This is a genomic window from Blautia coccoides, from assembly GCF_034355335.1.
GTDB classification, from domain to species: domain Bacteria; phylum Bacillota; class Clostridia; order Lachnospirales; family Lachnospiraceae; genus Blautia; species Blautia producta.
On record NZ_CP136422.1, the window covers coordinates 4,366,022 to 4,382,747 of the forward strand.

Genomic DNA, 16,726 nt, shown 5'->3' on the forward strand with positions numbered 1-16,726 from the left:
TATCCCTTTACAGTTTTTACCTTTATTTATTTTACCGTCTTAACTGTCATCAACAGTTCTCCCGCCTTAATTTCCTTTCCTTCTTTTACAAGGATCTTATCCATCTCCCCATCCATGAGAGCGATGACGTTTGTCTCCATCTTCATAGCCTCAACCACCGCGAGAACCTGGTTTCTCCTCACTTTTTCTCCCGGCTTTACAAGTATCTTGCTCACCAGACCGGGTATGGAGGCACCCACATGGCTCAGGTCATTGGGATCAGCCATAGGTATGGATTCCACAGTCACCTTGGCACTCTTATCCTGCACGGAAATTTCCCTCCGTATACCGTTCAGTTCAAAAAACACATTTCTGGTTCCGTCCGGGTTCAGTTCGCTCTTGCCCAGATATTTTATGACCAGTGTCTTTCCGTCCTCTATCTCCACCCGGTTGGTCTCTCCCTCGGCAAGCCCGTGGAAATATACGTGGCTGCCCAGGCGGGTGATGTAACCGTATTCCCTGCGGCTCTTAAGGAAATCCTCCACTACCTTGGGATAAAAGCACCAGCTTATGACCATTCTCCAGTCAGGCTCCGGCACAAATTGTTTTAGTCTTTCCCTGGCCGCTTCAAAATCCATAGGCGGAAGCAGTTCGCCGGGACGGCATGTGACTGGCTCCTCCCCTCTCAGAACTACCCTCTGCAGTTCTTTTGGAAATCCCCAGCGGGGCTGCCCCATCATTCCCTTAAAATAGCTGACCGCGGAGTCCGGGAATGTGAGATTTTCTCCCCGTTCCACAATATTATCCGGTGTCAGGTCATTCTGAACCATGAAAATTGCCATATCACCTACCATTTTTGAAGACGGGGTCACTTTTACAAGTCCTCCCAGCATCTCATTGACCGTCCGGTACATCTCTTTTACTTCCTCAAACCTATGGCCCAGTCCAAGGCTCTCCACCTGGGGTTTCAGATTGGTGTACTGGCCTCCCGGTATTTCATAGCGGTATATATCTGTTGCAGGGTATTTGATTCCTCCCTCAAAGGAGCGGTATCTCTCCCTTACATCACTCCAGTAATCTGTCAGCTCCTGCAGACGTTCCAGCGACAGTCCGGTGTCTCTCTTCTGTCCCTGAAGTGCCGCCACAAGAGAATTCATGGAAGGCTGGCTGGTAAGGGACGACATACTGGAAACGGCAGTGTCCACAATGTCTGCCCCGGCCTCCGCTGCCATGAGCAGAGCTGCGATCTGGTTACCGCTGGTATCATGGGTGTGAAGATGAATAGGAAGGCCTGTTTCCTGTTTCAGAGCTTTCACCAGCTTATACGCAGCATAAGGTTTGAGAAGCCCTGACATGTCTTTGATGCATAGAATATGGGCACCGCGGTGTTCCAGTTCTTTCGCCATCTCCGTGTAATATCCCAGTGTATATTTATCCTCTTTCGGGTCAGATACGTCCCCGGTATAACAAAGGGTTGCCTCTGCGATCTTATTCTGGTTCAGCACCTCATCCAGTGCAATTTCCATTCCCGGTATCCAGTTCAGGGAATCAAAGATACGGAACACATCAATTCCGCTCCTGGCCGCCTCCTTCACAAATTCCCGTATCAGGTTGTCAGGATAATTGGTATATCCAACCGCGTTGGCACCGCGCAGCAGCATCTGGAAAGGAATGTTTGGGATCTTTTCCCTGAGCAGGTCAAGGCGCTCCCAGGGCGATTCCTTCAGAAAACGGTAGGCCACGTCAAAGGTGGCACCTCCCCACATTTCCAGGGAAAATGCATCTGCCAGTATCTCCGCTGTCCCTTCCGCTCCTTTTACCATATCACGTGTTCTCACTCTGGTAGCCAGAAGCGACTGGTGGGCATCCCGCATGGTGGTATCTGTAATGAGCAGCTTTTTCTGTTCCAGCACCCACTGCTTTACTGCCTCCGGTCCCTGTGTATCCAATATCTGCTTCAATCCGTCTCTTCTCGTTCCTGTCACCTTTGGAAAACGGGGCGGCTCATAGCGGTACTTTCCGGCAGTGGGATCATTTACCACAATGTTGCCTATGTATTTCAGCATTTTTGTAGCCCTGTCCTGAGAGCTTTTGATGGAAAACAGTTCCGGGGTCTCGTCAATAAATTTTGTGTGACATTTTCCAGTGCGGAACATGGGATGCATTAAAATATTTTCAATAAACCCGATGTTCGTCTTCACCCCCCGCACCCTGGTCTCGCTGAGTGCCCTGAGAGATTTGTTGCAGGCCCCCTCAAAGGTGTTGTCATGGGTGGTCACTTTTACGAGGAGACTGTCATAGTAAGGAGATATCTCTGCCCCGGCATAGGTATTACCGCCGTCCAGACGAACCCCGAATCCCCCGCCGGTCCGGTAGGCTGTAACTTTTCCCGTATCCGGCGCAAAATTATTCTGGGGATCCTCTGTAGTCACACGACACTGGATGGCAAATCCATGCCGCTTCACATCCTCCTGCCGTTCAATTCCGATTTCCGGTGCTGCCAGAGTCTTCCCCTCGGCAATGAGAACCTGGGCACGGACAATATCAATGTCTGTGACCATTTCCGTGACCGTGTGTTCTACCTGGATCCTGGGATTCATTTCAATAAAATAATACCCGCCCTTCCGGTCAACCAGAAACTCTACTGTTCCCGCATTCACATAGCCTACTTCTTTTGCTATTTTTACCGCGTCTCCACAGATTTTTTCCCGTATATCCTGTGAAATGGCAAATGCAGGCGTGAACTCCACCACCTTCTGATAGCGCCGCTGCAGAGAACAATCCCGCTCAAAAAGATGTACGATATTGCCATACTGGTCTGCCAGTATCTGAACCTCAATATGCTTTGGCTCTTCCAGAAACTTTTCTATGAAAATATCACCGCATCCAAAGGCTTTCAGTGCTTCGCTCTGTACCAGGGGAAACGTATCTCTCACTTCCTGTTCATCCGCACACCGGCGCATCCCCCTTCCTCCGCCGCCTGCGGATGCCTTTAATATCACCGGAAAGCCATAAGATGCTGCCAGCTCCACGGCCTCATCCGCATCCCGGATGGGCATTGTAGAACCGGGAACTGTTGGTACGCCGCAGCGTTTTGCAATTTCCTTTGCACTGAGCTTATCGCCCATCTTCTCCAGCACATGAGACGGCGGTCCGATAAAAGCGATCCCGCTCTCCTCACAGGCTCTGGCAAAATCTGCGTTTTCAGAGAGAAATCCATAGCCCGGATGGATCGCATCCACCTTGTGCTTCCTGGCGATATCAATGATCATCCCAATATCAAGATAAGCACCTAAAGGGCTTTTATTTTCCCCTATCATGTAAGATTCATCCGCCTTTGTCCGAAATACGTTGTATTCGTCCTCTTTTGAATAAATTGCAACCGTACTGCGCCCCAAATCACAGCACGCCCTGAAAATACGGATGGCAATCTCTCCTCTGTTCGCTGCCATCACTTTCTTAAAATTTTTGCCGCACCTTTCATTTTCCATACCTTTCCTCCTGTTTTACTTTGACCAAAATGTGATTTGTTTCATTTTTGTCTTTCCTTAAAAGTCATTTGTCTTTTTACGAAAGACAAAATATTTATTTCCACTATACTCTATTTAAAACAAAAAAGCAAGAATAAAATCATCTTTTTATGCGCACAAAAACAGAAGGGGTAACAGTTCAGACAGGCTGAACTGTTACAGAAGAGGTGCTGATTACTCCGTGCACAACAGCACGTGAGGCACAGATGGATATCCACCTATGCCTCACATATATGATCACCTTCACTTTAAAGTTGCCCGGATCGGACTGTCATGATCCCCCTCTGCCAATTCCTTTACCCGGTTCAGGTCCAAATGCATAGCCTCTGTGATCCGTTCTCCGTATTCCGTATCTGCCCAGTAGCAGTGAATCGCATGGCGATACTTGATATTGTCTGTCACCGGTTCAATATTTCTGGCCGTATTTCTGATCAAAAGCTCCTTCTTATCTTCTTTTAACAAACGCCACAGATCCCCGCCCGCTCTGAAACAGTCATCAGTAGGATCATCTGCGGGATCATAGGCGTACATGGCCCCTGACAAATCAAGGGGCGGTTCCATGACTTCCGGCTGTGAGGACCATACACCTGCGCTGTTTGGAGAGTAGGAAGGCGCTCTTCCATAATTCCCATCCACACGCATAGCGCCGTCCCGGTGATAATCATTCACCTGGCATTTTGCACGGTTCACCGGAATCTCATTGTAATTGACTCCCAAACGGTATCTGTGGGCATCTCCATATACAAACAGACGCCCCTGCAGAAACTTGTCCGGTGAAAATCCGATTCCCGGCACCACATGGGCAGGCGTAAATGCAGCCTGCTCAACTTCCGCAAAATAATTCTCCGGATTTCTGTTAAGCTCCAGCTCACCAACCTCTATCAGCGGAAACTCTCCGTGTCTCCAGATTTTTGTAATATCAAAAGGATTCTCATAATGGCTGCGGGCCTGTTCTTCTGTCATGATCTGCACATACATGGTCCATTTGGGATGATCCCCCCGCTCAATCGCTTCAAAAAGATCACGCCCATGGCTTTCCCTGTCCATGCCGCAAATCTTCTGCGCCTCTTCATCCGTCAGATTTTTAATCCCCTGCTGTGTTTGGAAATGGAATTTACACCAGAACCGTTCATTTTTTGCATTATAAAAAGAATAAGTGTGCTCACCGTAAAAATGCATATTTCTGAAAGATGCCGGTATTCCCCTGTCAGACATCACAATGGTAGTCTGATGGAAGGTCTCAGGAAGCAGTGTCCAGAAATCCCAATTGTTCTGCGCAGAACGCATACCGGTCCTTGGATCCCGCTTTACTGCCCGGTTCAGATCAGGAAAATTATGTACATCACGCAGGAAAAATGTGGGCGTGTTGTTTCCAACCAGATCCCAGTTTCCCTCTTCTGTATAAAATTTCACTGCCACACCACGGATATCACGTTCCGCGTCCGCAGCCCCGCGTTCCCCGGCAACCGTGGAAAAACGGATAAAAAGCTCTGTCTCGGCTCCGGGCTGTAAAACTTTTGCTTTTGTAAATTTGGAAATATCATGAGTAACCGTAAGCTTCCCGTAGGCTCCCCATCCCTTTGCATGCATTCTGCGCTCCGGGATCACCTCCCGGTCAAAATGGGCCAGCTTCTCCATCAGCCAGACGTCCTGCATAACCACCGGGCCTCTTGGTCCTGCTGTCACAGAATGCTCGTTCTCTGCCACAGGTGCGCCGGCTTCGTTTGTAAGTTTCCATTTGTTTTCTTCCATGCTTAAATCTCCCTTTCTTTTAGGCACCTCCATAACATGTGAGGCAACTCGTGCTTCCTTATAAACATGTTTCTTGTACAAACACCACGCAGTCGTCACAGGGCAGAAAATAAGTTCAAAGCCGGTAAATTTTTCTGTTTTCCCGCAAAAAGATTCAGTTCCTCCGCCTGTAACTCATTTACAGAACAGAAGCAGCACGATAGGTATTATATTTCAAACATATAGTCAAGAATCCCCTGTATGTGGTATTTTAAAGTATCAAAAACAGGCACAGGCAATACCTCACCGGAATACATCAGAGGCAATTCTGTGCATCCCATGATAACAGCTTCTATTCCCTCCTCTGCGATCAGCCGCTTTATAATACTGTCTATTCCCCTTTTGGACTCTTCCTTTACGATACCGAACTCAAGCTCTTTTGCAATTACTCTGTCAATGAACATTCTCTCTTTTTCATGGGGAACCACTACTTGAATACCATTTTCCACAAATAATTTTTTAAAATACGACTGTTCCATAGTAAACCCGGTTCCCAGCCAGGCCGTTTTCTTTATTCCGGCAGCTTTGACTGCCCTGCAGGAAGGCTCTACGATGCTGAGTAATGGTATATTGGCTCTTTTTTCAAGAATATCAAACACAACATGGGGTGTATTAGAGGCTAAGACAGCAAAGTCCGCTCCCGCTTTTTCAAGATTGTGAATTCCCTGCAGCAGATAGTTTGACAAGTCCTCATACTGCTGTGTCTTACAAAAATCCAACATTTCATACATATTGACAGTCTCTATCGTAAGTGCCGGGAAATATCCGTTTTTATCTCTTTTTTTGAACCCGGAAGCAATTTCTTTGTAATAAAGTAATGTTGATTCAGGTCCCATCCCGCCCAGTATTCCCAACTTTCTCATAATAACATTCCTCCGAAAACCCAAAATATATAAATTTATCACATATCACTTTTCTTTCATCATACCACGATTCAGCATAATGTACAGTATTTCTTTTGTTTTTTCATAATTCCATACAAATACAGCGCAGACTTAAGAATTACGCAAAAAGACCCGGAATAAATTTCTATTCCAGGTCTCTTAAAAAACACCAAAGGCTATCTTCCTCTGTGCTTTTCCTTTCTTTTCTGCTGCCTCAAGGCAAATTTTCTCTGCTCCTCCTCTTCCTTTCTCTCTCTGGAAAGGGATTTTCGCTTCTCTTTGCTCTCCTCATGCTGGAGCTTCAAAGCCTGCTGGGATTTTGTGCCGATGCCCGTCTGGTTCATCTGCTTTTTTACCTCCCGCAGCATCCTTTTGGGATTCCTGTGCTCTGTTGTCCTCACAGCTTCGGCAACAGCCGGACTGAAACTTAGCCGATACCAGCTCTGACTGATAAATTCCTGCACCTCATAATCCTTTGGTTCCGGCCCAAATGTGATCTTGCATACAGAACAGCCTGTGCTGTCTGTTCTTTCACATAAACCGATCCAAAAGGGGTCCTGAAAGAAAACTCTTACTGTTATCGATATTCTGTCCATAATGATTCCTCCTTGAAATGTTTATATGGACTGTGAAGAATTTTTCCTGATAATTCTGCACCTGTCCGGCAAAGAAGGGACGACCTAAGGAGGAAGGTTACTTACAGATGGGACTGTTACGATCCTGTCTGCGCCCGGACTACCGGCCGGGTCTGTATGGTCTTGCCATACGTTGTGTTTTTATCTTTGCATTTATGTGTATACTTATTATGAAACTTTATTTTTCCGCAGCCTCTCTCATCTCGGCTGTCACTCTGTTTCTCAATCGGTAAAGATATTGCGCATCCCGGGGATACTTCTCAAAAGTGAGCTTTTCCTTCACATTTTCGTAAATGATCTCTACAACCCTCTCCCTTCCCACTCTTTTTTCCAATTCTTCCAGTGCCCGCATGTCATCCAGTCCTTCCCGCTGTACCTCTGCCCGTATGGAAGACCACGGTTCCCCGTCCGCGCCGGGATACACAAGGAATGGATCCCCGGATGGAAACGCATAGCCTGCATGGGTGTCAAAAAAGGGATTTATATGCTCTATGGAAAACATAGAATTGTAGAAGTTATATCCCCAGTGCAAAAATCCTTTTATCTTATATAGGTACATCAGCACTCCCATGATCCTGTTCCTTGCACTTGGCATGGCAAAAAAACGGTTTGGCACTTTATCACTCTGTCCGCAGCAGTAATATACCCATAGATCCTCCACCCCATGATCAATAAAAGCCTGAATATGATCATTGGACGGAATGGGCTTCTCCACGATCCCTTTCTCATAGAACACATAATCACTTAGGGCATCTATCACCTTCCACCCCTTCAGCAGATCTTCCACCGCTGCCTTTGCCTGCATATAGCTCTCCAGATTTTCTTTTGACGGCTCATCCGAAATGTGGAAATAGACATGCTCCCTGTCAAAACCAAATTCCTCCAATTTTGTCTGAAGCGCCGGAAGGAAGGCTTCCAGAAATCTTCTGTACTCAAGACTCACCGCAGGCATATGCCAGCCAAATTTTTGTTTTTTGACGCCATCCTCTGTGACATATATCTTTGGTGTTGCTTCAGCTCCCCACTGAGTGAAGAGATGGGCAATCTCAAGATTCTCAATTCCTGATCTTCTGCATATATCACACCATCTTTTCAGCTTTGAAAAATCAAAATGGTAACCGTCCTCTGCCAGCTCTATCTCTGCCAATTGGACTGTTGTGCGCTCACCACCTTTTGCCGTGTCTAAAGGCGGCGTGAACACAGGTGTGAGGATCATATTCACACCCAGCTCTTTCCCTGCAAGGGCGATCTGCTTTTCTATGATCTCCCAATGGTTCTCACTAAATACCTCTGTCCCGTAGTAATCTGCAAGACAGTCAGCATGAAACCATTCTGTATGTATGAGAGACTGGGGCGCTCTCACAGCCTCCCCCACCTCCAGCTCAAAGGTCAACACTTCTTCAACAGTATCTTCTCCTAACTTCTGCAGAGTACCGTCCCCCATACAGACTTCCGGCAGCATGGTCAGCCGGATTGAGACATGATACAAACCTGCCTCCAGCATGGCGGTATCCGGAAAATCGAGCCAAAGAGACCGGAACTGCCCGGGCATTGGTGTGATAAAATTATCCTTTTTAGGCTTCAGCAAATCAGGAAACAAGCCCGGCCTGGTTGACAGATAATTCTCATCTGTCACTTCATAACAGGGAAATGCAGAGGGAACCAGCTCCACATCCCGGAAACGCGCTGGGGCCGCTATTCCCGTCACTTCACACTGAAACTGGTATTTATATGGCAGCTTTTCCCTGCTGCATCTTCTTGTGTAAGCGATCTGCACTGCAGGTACTTCCCCCTTCAGGATGGATATTCTGCCCACTGTATCCATTGTCTGGGGATCAGAGTCCGGAAATATCTTTTCAAGACTTCCGGTTAAATAAAATTCAAATTCCGGCATACTTCTCCTTTCTTTATTTCAAAATCGATTAGTTGTCAAATAGCCTTAAGAGCCATGTATTTAATATATCTCAGAAATTTTAACACTGTCAATCCCAAACACAATGGGGATATATAACAGTTATATTTTTTCTTAATAACTCAAACTTCACACATAAAAAATGGGACTTGTATCTTGAAAAATCAATACTTTAGCTCGCAAAATAATAATCGTGCAGCACATTGACCATACTCCAGGGCTTTTTGTATATATTTAGGCAGTCTCTGAATAAAGCCGGTTGTAAATTCTTCCAGTTGTTGTTCCGTGATGCGGAAATACTCCCTAACAGAATCCAACAATGCATTTAAAATGATCCACATGGATTGGCTGAATGTAATATCATCCATTTCATCCATCCGGCAAAAGAATGTTTCATGAAATCATGGATAATCTTAGCGGCAAGCGGTTTATGCCTTTTTATGGGCTAAAGTATTGATTTTTCAAGGTTCACCACACCAAATGATATGGGAAGTTTGAGTTATTTATTTTTTCTTCTGCTAACCGTTAGGTCTTCTATATAATTTTTTAGATGTGTATCTGTACTCCATATCATAATTCTTCCTACTGCCGGAACAGTGGCCTTAAAATTTTCATAAAAACGGATAATACTCATATCTCCAATTCCCATACGCAACGTAAGGGCTTTTTCTGGAAACTCACCTGCCAATGCCAACAGGTCATCCTTTTTCAACTCGGTTCCATACAATGTCCATGGTGCTTCCTCCTTAGCTGTTTTTTCCAGAAACTCTTTAAACTTTATTGCCTTTTCTCTTCTGATATTTCCATTATTTATATGGGCAATATGATTTCCACTCTCAATAATAGTGGCAACGGGAAGAATCAATATCTCTCCCTCCTCAACTGCTTTTTTAAATTCTTCTTTTACTGCTTCTTTGTCCCTGCACATATCCGGTATCTCAAGCAGATTCATAATGATAGAGGTATCTATAAATCTCACATTCATTTTTATACCCCCAGCCATGAATAATCTATACTTGTATCTGTTGACTTAATACTGTCCGTCAGCGTTTCTTCTGCCATCGCATATCCCAAACCGCCAGATGCAAGTATTTTTGGTGACTGCTTCACATCAACAAAAGGAATAAATCTGCTTGTCCCTTTTTCTTTATCTCTGTAAACAACAGAAACCCCCAGAAGTTTATTCTTATCATAACTGTTTAATAAAAATGCATTATGTGTAGTAAGAATAATATCTATATTTCTTTCCCTGCCTAACATTTGCAAACTCTCTATTAGCTTCCGTACCCTGCCCGGATGAATGCCATTATCAATTTCTTCAATAACAAGAACACCATTCTCAGGCATTGTTAACATGGATGATACCAGGGCAATACAGCGCAACGTTCCATCCGAAAGCTTTTTCGCGTCCACAAGCTCAGAAGAGGAAAGATACTGCTCCTTTAAGCCAAATATAACATCCCCCAATTTTGTTACCACAAACTCTATATCTTTCACTTCATTTTCCGGAAGACTGCATACGATATCAAGCAGCCGCTTCTTTTTCTCCTTCTCTTGGCAAAGATTGTAAAGCACCGGGGATATATTTTCACAATTTGTTTTTAACTCAACATCCGTTATCCTTACATAATCCCTCATTTCAGAAGGTATTGGGTCAAGCACAAATATCCCCCTCAAGTTTTCCAACACCAAATTAACATATTGCAGGTTCTCAGTGTCTATTTCTGTATTCTCAGGCAGCTTGCTTTTCATTTGTGATAAAATGGAAACCGTCCTGATACATACAATATCGGGATTTGTTCCTCTTTTGCCGTTTCTATATTCTACCTTGATATCACCACTTTCTTCCTGCTGTAATTTTGTTCTGAATATCTTGTCACCCTGATGAACCGTCTTTCCATTTTTCACTTTATACAAAGACTCTTCTTCTACTACATTTCTTCTTAATGTATTGATTTTTATATCATACAGCAAATCATACTCATCATCCAAGTCCACAAGACATCCCAGACGAAATGCAGATGTTCTGAATCTGCTACACGCTTTGCTCCCCCCTCTGACGTGACTGTCATGATTCCTGGTACCATCCAGGACAACACTAATCTCAACTCCCATTGCCAGTTCTGCCAAAATACTGATTCCTTCAATTGCATTACTTTTTCCAGAAGCATTGGTACCCACCAGGCTTGTGACAGCTTCCAAATTCAATTCTGCTTTTTCAAAACTTTTAAAGTTCTCATATATAAAGCTTTTTATCATAATTGCCTTTCCATCTCTTTCTATATATTATATAGCGATCAACAACATCTACCATTACACCTTTTCCTATTTAGTAATTATATCCTATACTTTATATTTTGTACACCCGCACAAACAAAAAGCACCTCACACAGAGATGCCGGATGACCCATTTATGAAATACTGAAACAGTGTCAGAAACATCAAAGAATAGATGATATCTTAGATTATTTGATTTATGTTTCAGAATTAATAATATCTCAATAAAAACTAGAGTGTGTTTGACTACTCTAAGCTATGATACAATTTTAAAGGTTAAGCCCCAGCATATGCCAAGGCTTAACCATACTAATATTTCCAGATTAAGATAATTTCGTCATATCGCCTAAATTTTATTTACTCCATAAAAACATTAAATTCACTCCATTTTTACTCCATTTCATACGATAATTGGCGATATTTAACGGTACCTTCCCAGTACCCAAAGACCACTCAAAACAGCCTTTAAAACGGCGTCCCATCCAAGTCATAAGGCGTGATCTGGTAAACGTAATAATTGAGCCAGTTGGTGTACAGGTTATTTGCATGTGCCCTCCAAAGCAGAAGAGGCTTGTTATCAGGGTCATTCTCAGGATAATAATTCTCAGGCAGTTTAATATCCATACCTTTCCCTTTATCCCTCTTATATTCCCCGTCCAGGGTCACCCGGTCATATTCCGGATGTCCCATCACAAAAATCTGACGCCCGTCCATTGCCATACAAAGGAACACACCGGCTTCGTCGGATTCAGCCAGAACAGTCAGCGCATCACATGCATGGATATCCTCTGCCGCCACTTCTGTATGACGGGAGTGGGGCGCTAAAAATTCATCATCAAAGCCGCGCACAAGAGGCACCTTTCGGTTTTCCACCCTGTGGCGGAAAAGACCGAATACTTTGTGATCCATCATTTTTTTCTCCAGGCCATAATGATAGTAAAGACCGGCCTGGGCAGCCCAGCACAGATAAATCGTGGAGGTCACATTCGTCTTGGTCCACTCCATGATCCCTTTCAGCTCTTCCCAGTAATCCACTTCCTCAAACTCCATCTGCTCTACCGGAGCGCCTGTGATGATCATTCCGTCAAACTTATGGTCCTTTACCTGTTCAAAGGTCTCATAGAATTTATTCAGATGACTGGTGGCTGTGTTTTTCGACTCATGAGTCGCCACCATCATAAAAGATACATCCACCTGCAGAGGTGTATTGGACAGCGAGCGAAGAAGCTGCAGTTCGGTATCCTCCTTGAGAGGCATCAGATTCAGGATCAGGATCCGGATCGGGCGGATATCCTGATGGACAGCACGCCCCTCATCCATGACGAATATATTTTCTTTTTCCAGTATTTCCTTCACAGGCAGGTCACTTTGTATTTTGATCGGCATATTGTATTCCCTCTTTCTTTCTGTATTTTTTAACTATTCAGCAGGCTGCGCCTTTATTTTACATCAGCGGTGCAAATATACGCAGCACTTTTCCCATGATCCTTGTGAAAATACCCAGGCGTTTGTAGTCTGCCACGGAAATCTTCACACATTTATTTTTTGTATACTGAAAATCCCGCTCCACATAGGGAATCTGGGAGTTCCGGTAAAAGAGCACACCATCCTCAAAATGGTGGTAAAAGCTTCTGTAGTCCATATTCACGGTACCTACAACAGCCTTCTCATCATCTGATATAAAGACTTTTGCATGGACAAATCCGGGCGTGTATTCATAGATTTCCACACCCGCCTCCAACAGTTCGTTGTAGTACGTCTTGGCAAGGGCAAAGGCAGTTTTTTTATCAGGAATATGGGGCATGATAATGCAGACCTCCACACCGCGTTTTGCCGCATAGGTCAGCGTCATGATCATCTCATGGTCAAGGATCAGATACGGCGTCATAATATGTACGTAGCGCTGCGCTGTATTCAATATGTCCAGGTATACCTGTTTCCCCATTCTCTCATACCCATAGGGCATCACATCATAGGGAATGACATATCCGTCATTCGGTATCTGCAGATCTGCGGGAGTCCTATATGGCTCATATTCCAGATCTCCCCGCTCTGACACACCCCACATTTCCAGAAACATGAAGGTAAAGCGCTCCACTGCCTCGCCCTTCAGCATGACTGCCGTATCCTTCCAGTGTCCGAAACGTTCCTTCTTATTAATATACTCATCTGCCAGGTTCGTCCCTCCAGTAAAAGCCACTTTACCGTCGACCACAAGGATCTTTCTGTGGTCCCTGTTATTGTAATGGGGGGAGAAGAATGGCTTGATCGGAGCGAACATTTTGCACTGGATCCCCTCTCTCTCCAAAATCCTCGGATAGAAAGAGGGAAGCAGGGCCAGCACACACATACCGTCATACATGACTCTGACCTCCACGCCTTCTTTGACTTTCTTTTTCAAAAGTTCCAGCACGGTATTCCACATATATCCCTCTTCCAGGATAAAATACTCCATGAAAATAAACTTCTCAGCCTTCTCAAGCTCTTTAAGCATGGCCGGAAACTGCTCATCTCCCAGAGGAAAATAGGTCACCAGAGTGTGCTCATAGACCGGGCAGGTGCCATATTCCATCAGATAAGAAGCCAGATGCCCCATCTGGGGATTCTTCTGTTCTAAATCTTTTTTCACCTTTTCCTTCTGGGTCACATACTGTTTTGTAAATTTTCCAAGGTATTGAAGCCTCTGGTAAATCATTCTGGTTCCCGGCTGACTGTTGATATAGAGGTAAAATAAGGCTCCGAATACAGGAACAACAGTCAGGGGAAGCATCCAGACCAGTTTAAAGTCGGGATTTCCTCTGCTGTTGAAAAGATGCAGAAGCACAAGCACACCTAAAACTACAAATCCGGCATAAATATAAAAGCTGTAATCCTTCAGCCAGATAAAACTGGATATGATCAGTGCAAACTGGATCAGAAAAGCAAAGACCACGATCAACGTCCTGCCGAAAATGATGGTCTTAACACCTTTCAGCCCTTTCTTTTTCATCTCTTCAGACTGCATTTCCTACCTTCTTTCTGTCATGCTTCCTCTGAAAGCTTCAGGAAATCCTCCTCTGACAGAATGGGGATTCCTAAATCCTTGGCTTTCTTATTCTTTGAAGAGGAGGATGTGGTGTCATTGTTGATCAGGTAATCTGTCTTGGAAGTTACACTCGCCGTAACCTTGCCGCCCCTCTCTTCGATAAATTCTTTCAGTTGTGCCCGGTTTGCAAAATGCTCCACGCTTCCGGTGATCACAAATTGTTTTCCCTCCAGACTCTGGGTACTCTCTGTCTTAACTTCCTCAAAGGTCAGATGGGATAAGAGATGCTCCAATCTTTTAATATTTCCCTCATCTGAAAAATACTCTGTAAAAGTTCCCGCGATAACCGGTCCGATCCCCTCCACGCTGCTGATCTCCTCGGGGGTGGCGTGTATGATCTTATCCAGGTCATACCGGAATTCTTTACAGATCACCTTTGCGTTGGCGATGCCCACATTGGAGATTCCCAGGCTGTACAGGAGTCTCGGCAATGTGGTATGGGACGCTTTTTCTATGCTGGCAGTCAGATTGTCATAGGACTTCTGTCCGAAACCATCCATGGAGACAATCTCATCTCTGTATTTTTCAATCTCAAAGATATCACCAAAATCCTTTATAAATCCTTTTAATATGAATTTCTCCAGGGTTGCCTCTGACAATCCGTCTATATTCATGGCGTCTCTGCTTACAAACAGGGTAAAGGATTTTATTTTCTTGGCCTGGCATTCCGTGTTCATGCAGTACAGGGATTCCACATCATTGGTCTTTATGACTCTGGCCTCCTGCCCGCAGACCGGACATGCATGGGGAATCTCAATGGCTCCGCTTCTCGTCAGATTCTCCGCGATCTGCGGAATGATCATATTGGCTTTGTAGACCTGGATCTTGTCCCCGATTCCCAGCTCCAAATCCTTCAGGATACTGATATTGTGCACACTGGCCCTGCTCACTGTAGTTCCCTCCAGCTCCACCGGTTCAAAGATTGCCACAGGATTGATCAGGCCGGTCCTTGACGGACTCCATTCTATCTCTTTCAGAGTAGTTTCCCGAATCTCATCCTTCCATTTAAAAGCAAATGCATTCCGTGGGAATTTTGCGGTGCTTCCCAGAGAATCTCCGTAAGCAATATCATCATAGAGTGCAACCAGGCCATCTGACGGAAAATCATTTTTAGTGATCTTCTCAGAAAAGTAAGCGATGGCATCATCCAGGGTTTCCGCAGTCACCATCCGGTACTCCACCACATCAAAGCCCTGTGCTTCCAGCCATTCAAACTGCTTCTGCCTGGAATTTTCAAAATCCACACCCTCGGCCCGGACCAGGGAAAATGCGTAAAACTGCACATTCCGCTTTGCCGTGATCTCATTGTTGAGCTGCCGTACAGAGCCGCTGCACAGATTTCTGGGATTTTTATAGCGGGCATCCACATCCTCGATCTGTTCATTGATCTTCTCAAAATCAGAATAGGTGATAATGGCCTCCCCGCGCAGGATCAGCTCCCCTTTGTGGGCGATCTGAAGGGGGATATTCTTAAAGACCTTGGCGTTGTTGGTAATGACTTCCCCCACTACACCATTTCCCCTGGTAACTGCTTTCAAAAGACTGCCGTCCCGGTAAGTCAGTACAATGGTGAGTCCGTCCAGTTTCCAGGAGAGAAGGGTCTTCTGTTCCCCGATAAACTCCCGCAGGATTTCCACATCCTTTGTCTTGTCCAGGGAGAGCATGGGGCTTTCATGGGCTTCCTTCTGCAGTTCATCCAATGCTTCGTATCCCACGGAGACCGTTGGGCTGCCGGTCAGGGTGATCCCAGTCTCCCGCTCCAGCTTCGTCAGTTCATCATAGAGCTTATCATACTCAAAATTGCTCATGATCTCCCTGTCTTCCTGATAATATGCCTTTGCCGCCTCATTTAAAAGAGGAATCAGTTCTTTCATCCTCGCTGTCTTATCCATGTTACCTTTTCCTCCGTTCATTTTTCCTTATGACAGTCGTCTCTGAAGAATCCTGAATGAGACTTTTTAAATTCTCCAGTTCCTTTTCCGCAGCCTCCCGGTACTGTCCGACCGGCAGGTCACCCAGCTCCAGATTCATAACACGAACCCGCACAAGCCGTTCCACTCTATATCCCAGATATTCACACATCCGCCGGATCTGACGGTTCAGACCCTGGGTAAGGATAATGCGAAAGGTTTTCTTCCCTGTCTTTTCCACCTGGCACTTTCTCGTCACCGTGCCCAGAATAGGGACACCGGATGACATTTTTTTGATAAAATCATCTGTCACAGGCTTATCCACAGTCACCAGATACTCTTTTTCATGGCAGTTGCCGGCCCGCATCATCTTATTCACAAGTTCACCCTGATTGGTCAGAAGCAAAAGTCCTTCCGAATCTTTGTCAAGCCTTCCTATATAATATATCCGAATTGGGTAATCTATATAAGAGATCACATTCTTTTTTATTTTGGGATTGGCTGTACACTCAATTCCTCTTGGTTTGTGAAAGAGCAGAAGCACTTTTTTTTCTTCGCGGCGGACTTTTTTTCCGTTCACTAAAATCTCCTGCCCCTCTTGGATCTGCATGCCCAGAACGGCAGTTTTACCGTCCACCATAACTCTTCCGTCCTGTACAAGACGGTCCGCCTCCCGCCTGGAACAGACGCCGGCGTCACTCAGATATTTATTTAAACGCATGT

11 protein-coding genes and 1 pseudogene are annotated in these 16,726 nt (G+C 45.1%); all 12 read right to left on the reverse strand.

Annotated features, from left to right (window positions below; all coding sequences use genetic code 11):
• Positions 1-26 precede the first annotated feature (26 nt).
• The gene (locus BLCOC_RS19690) at positions 27-3,470 is read right to left on the reverse strand and encodes a pyruvate carboxylase (RefSeq protein ID WP_115623137.1); all 3,444 of its coding nucleotides are present in this window, start codon (positions 3,468-3,470) and stop codon (positions 27-29) included.
• Between the two features lie 282 nt (positions 3,471-3,752).
• The gene (locus BLCOC_RS19695; protein WP_115623138.1) at positions 3,753-5,261 is read right to left on the reverse strand and encodes a catalase; all 1,509 of its coding nucleotides are present in this window, start codon (positions 5,259-5,261) and stop codon (positions 3,753-3,755) included.
• Positions 5,262-5,467: 206 nt separating this feature from the next.
• Positions 5,468-6,163 carry an aspartate/glutamate racemase family protein gene (locus BLCOC_RS19700; RefSeq protein WP_115623139.1) on the reverse strand — a complete coding sequence of 232 codons (696 nt, stop codon included), beginning with the start codon at positions 6,161-6,163 and terminating at the stop codon, positions 5,468-5,470.
• 197 nt (positions 6,164-6,360) lie between these two features.
• Positions 6,361-6,780: a YjdF family protein gene (locus BLCOC_RS19705; protein ID WP_018598343.1), complete on the reverse strand. Its 420-nt coding sequence runs from the start codon at positions 6,778-6,780 to the stop codon at positions 6,361-6,363.
• Positions 6,781-6,997: 217 nt separating this feature from the next.
• On the reverse strand, positions 6,998-8,713 hold the full coding sequence (locus tag BLCOC_RS19710; protein ID WP_115623140.1) for a DUF4091 domain-containing protein: 1,716 nt from the start codon (positions 8,711-8,713) through the stop codon (positions 6,998-7,000).
• Positions 8,714-8,895: 182 nt separating this feature from the next.
• Positions 8,896-9,126: pseudogene (locus BLCOC_RS19715) on the reverse strand (hypothetical protein); the annotation flags it as partial.
• A gap of 104 nt (positions 9,127-9,230) precedes the next feature.
• The gene (locus tag BLCOC_RS19720) at positions 9,231-9,716 is read right to left on the reverse strand and encodes a hypothetical protein (protein WP_115623141.1); all 486 of its coding nucleotides are present in this window, start codon (positions 9,714-9,716) and stop codon (positions 9,231-9,233) included.
• Between the two features lie 2 nt (positions 9,717-9,718).
• A complete protein-coding gene (locus BLCOC_RS19725) occupies positions 9,719-10,990 on the reverse strand; it encodes an AAA family ATPase (RefSeq protein ID WP_115623142.1) in 1,272 nt (423 codons plus the stop codon).
• 483 nt (positions 10,991-11,473) lie between these two features.
• Positions 11,474-12,394: a homoserine O-acetyltransferase MetA gene (gene metA / locus BLCOC_RS19730; RefSeq protein ID WP_115623143.1), complete on the reverse strand. Its 921-nt coding sequence runs from the start codon at positions 12,392-12,394 to the stop codon at positions 11,474-11,476.
• Positions 12,395-12,452: 58 nt separating this feature from the next.
• Entirely contained in the window at positions 12,453-14,012 is a 1,560-nt protein-coding gene (cls, locus tag BLCOC_RS19735; RefSeq protein ID WP_018598346.1) for a cardiolipin synthase, read from the reverse strand.
• 17 nt (positions 14,013-14,029) lie between these two features.
• Positions 14,030-15,985, reverse strand: coding sequence for an NAD-dependent DNA ligase LigA (ligA, locus tag BLCOC_RS19740; protein WP_115623144.1), 1,956 nt, complete (start codon positions 15,983-15,985; stop codon positions 14,030-14,032).
• A 1-nt stretch (position 15,986) separates the two neighbouring features.
• Positions 15,987-16,724, reverse strand: coding sequence for a pseudouridine synthase (locus BLCOC_RS19745; protein ID WP_018598348.1), 738 nt, complete (start codon positions 16,722-16,724; stop codon positions 15,987-15,989).
• Between the last annotated feature and the right edge of the window lie 2 nt (positions 16,725-16,726).

Excerpts from the sequence above, each read along its gene's own strand:
- BLCOC_RS19690 (WP_115623137.1), bottom strand. The coding sequence starts at position 3,470 with ATGGAAAATGAAAGGTGCGGCAAAAATTTTAAGAAAGTGATGGCAGCG.
- BLCOC_RS19695 (WP_115623138.1), bottom strand. The coding sequence starts at position 5,261 with ATGGAAGAAAACAAATGGAAACTTACAAACGAAGCCGGCGCACCTGTG.
- BLCOC_RS19700 (WP_115623139.1), bottom strand. The coding sequence starts at position 6,163 with ATGAGAAAGTTGGGAATACTGGGCGGGATGGGACCTGAATCAACATTA.
- BLCOC_RS19705 (WP_018598343.1), bottom strand. The coding sequence starts at position 6,780 with ATGGACAGAATATCGATAACAGTAAGAGTTTTCTTTCAGGACCCCTTT.
- BLCOC_RS19710 (WP_115623140.1), bottom strand. The coding sequence starts at position 8,713 with ATGCCGGAATTTGAATTTTATTTAACCGGAAGTCTTGAAAAGATATTT.
- BLCOC_RS19720 (WP_115623141.1), bottom strand. The coding sequence starts at position 9,716 with ATGAATGTGAGATTTATAGATACCTCTATCATTATGAATCTGCTTGAG.
- BLCOC_RS19725 (WP_115623142.1), bottom strand. The coding sequence starts at position 10,990 with ATGATAAAAAGCTTTATATATGAGAACTTTAAAAGTTTTGAAAAAGCA.
- metA (WP_115623143.1), bottom strand. The coding sequence starts at position 12,394 with ATGCCGATCAAAATACAAAGTGACCTGCCTGTGAAGGAAATACTGGAA.
- cls (WP_018598346.1), bottom strand. The coding sequence starts at position 14,012 with ATGCAGTCTGAAGAGATGAAAAAGAAAGGGCTGAAAGGTGTTAAGACC.
- ligA (WP_115623144.1), bottom strand. The coding sequence starts at position 15,985 with ATGGATAAGACAGCGAGGATGAAAGAACTGATTCCTCTTTTAAATGAG.
- BLCOC_RS19745 (WP_018598348.1), bottom strand. The coding sequence starts at position 16,724 with ATGCGTTTAAATAAATATCTGAGTGACGCCGGCGTCTGTTCCAGGCGG.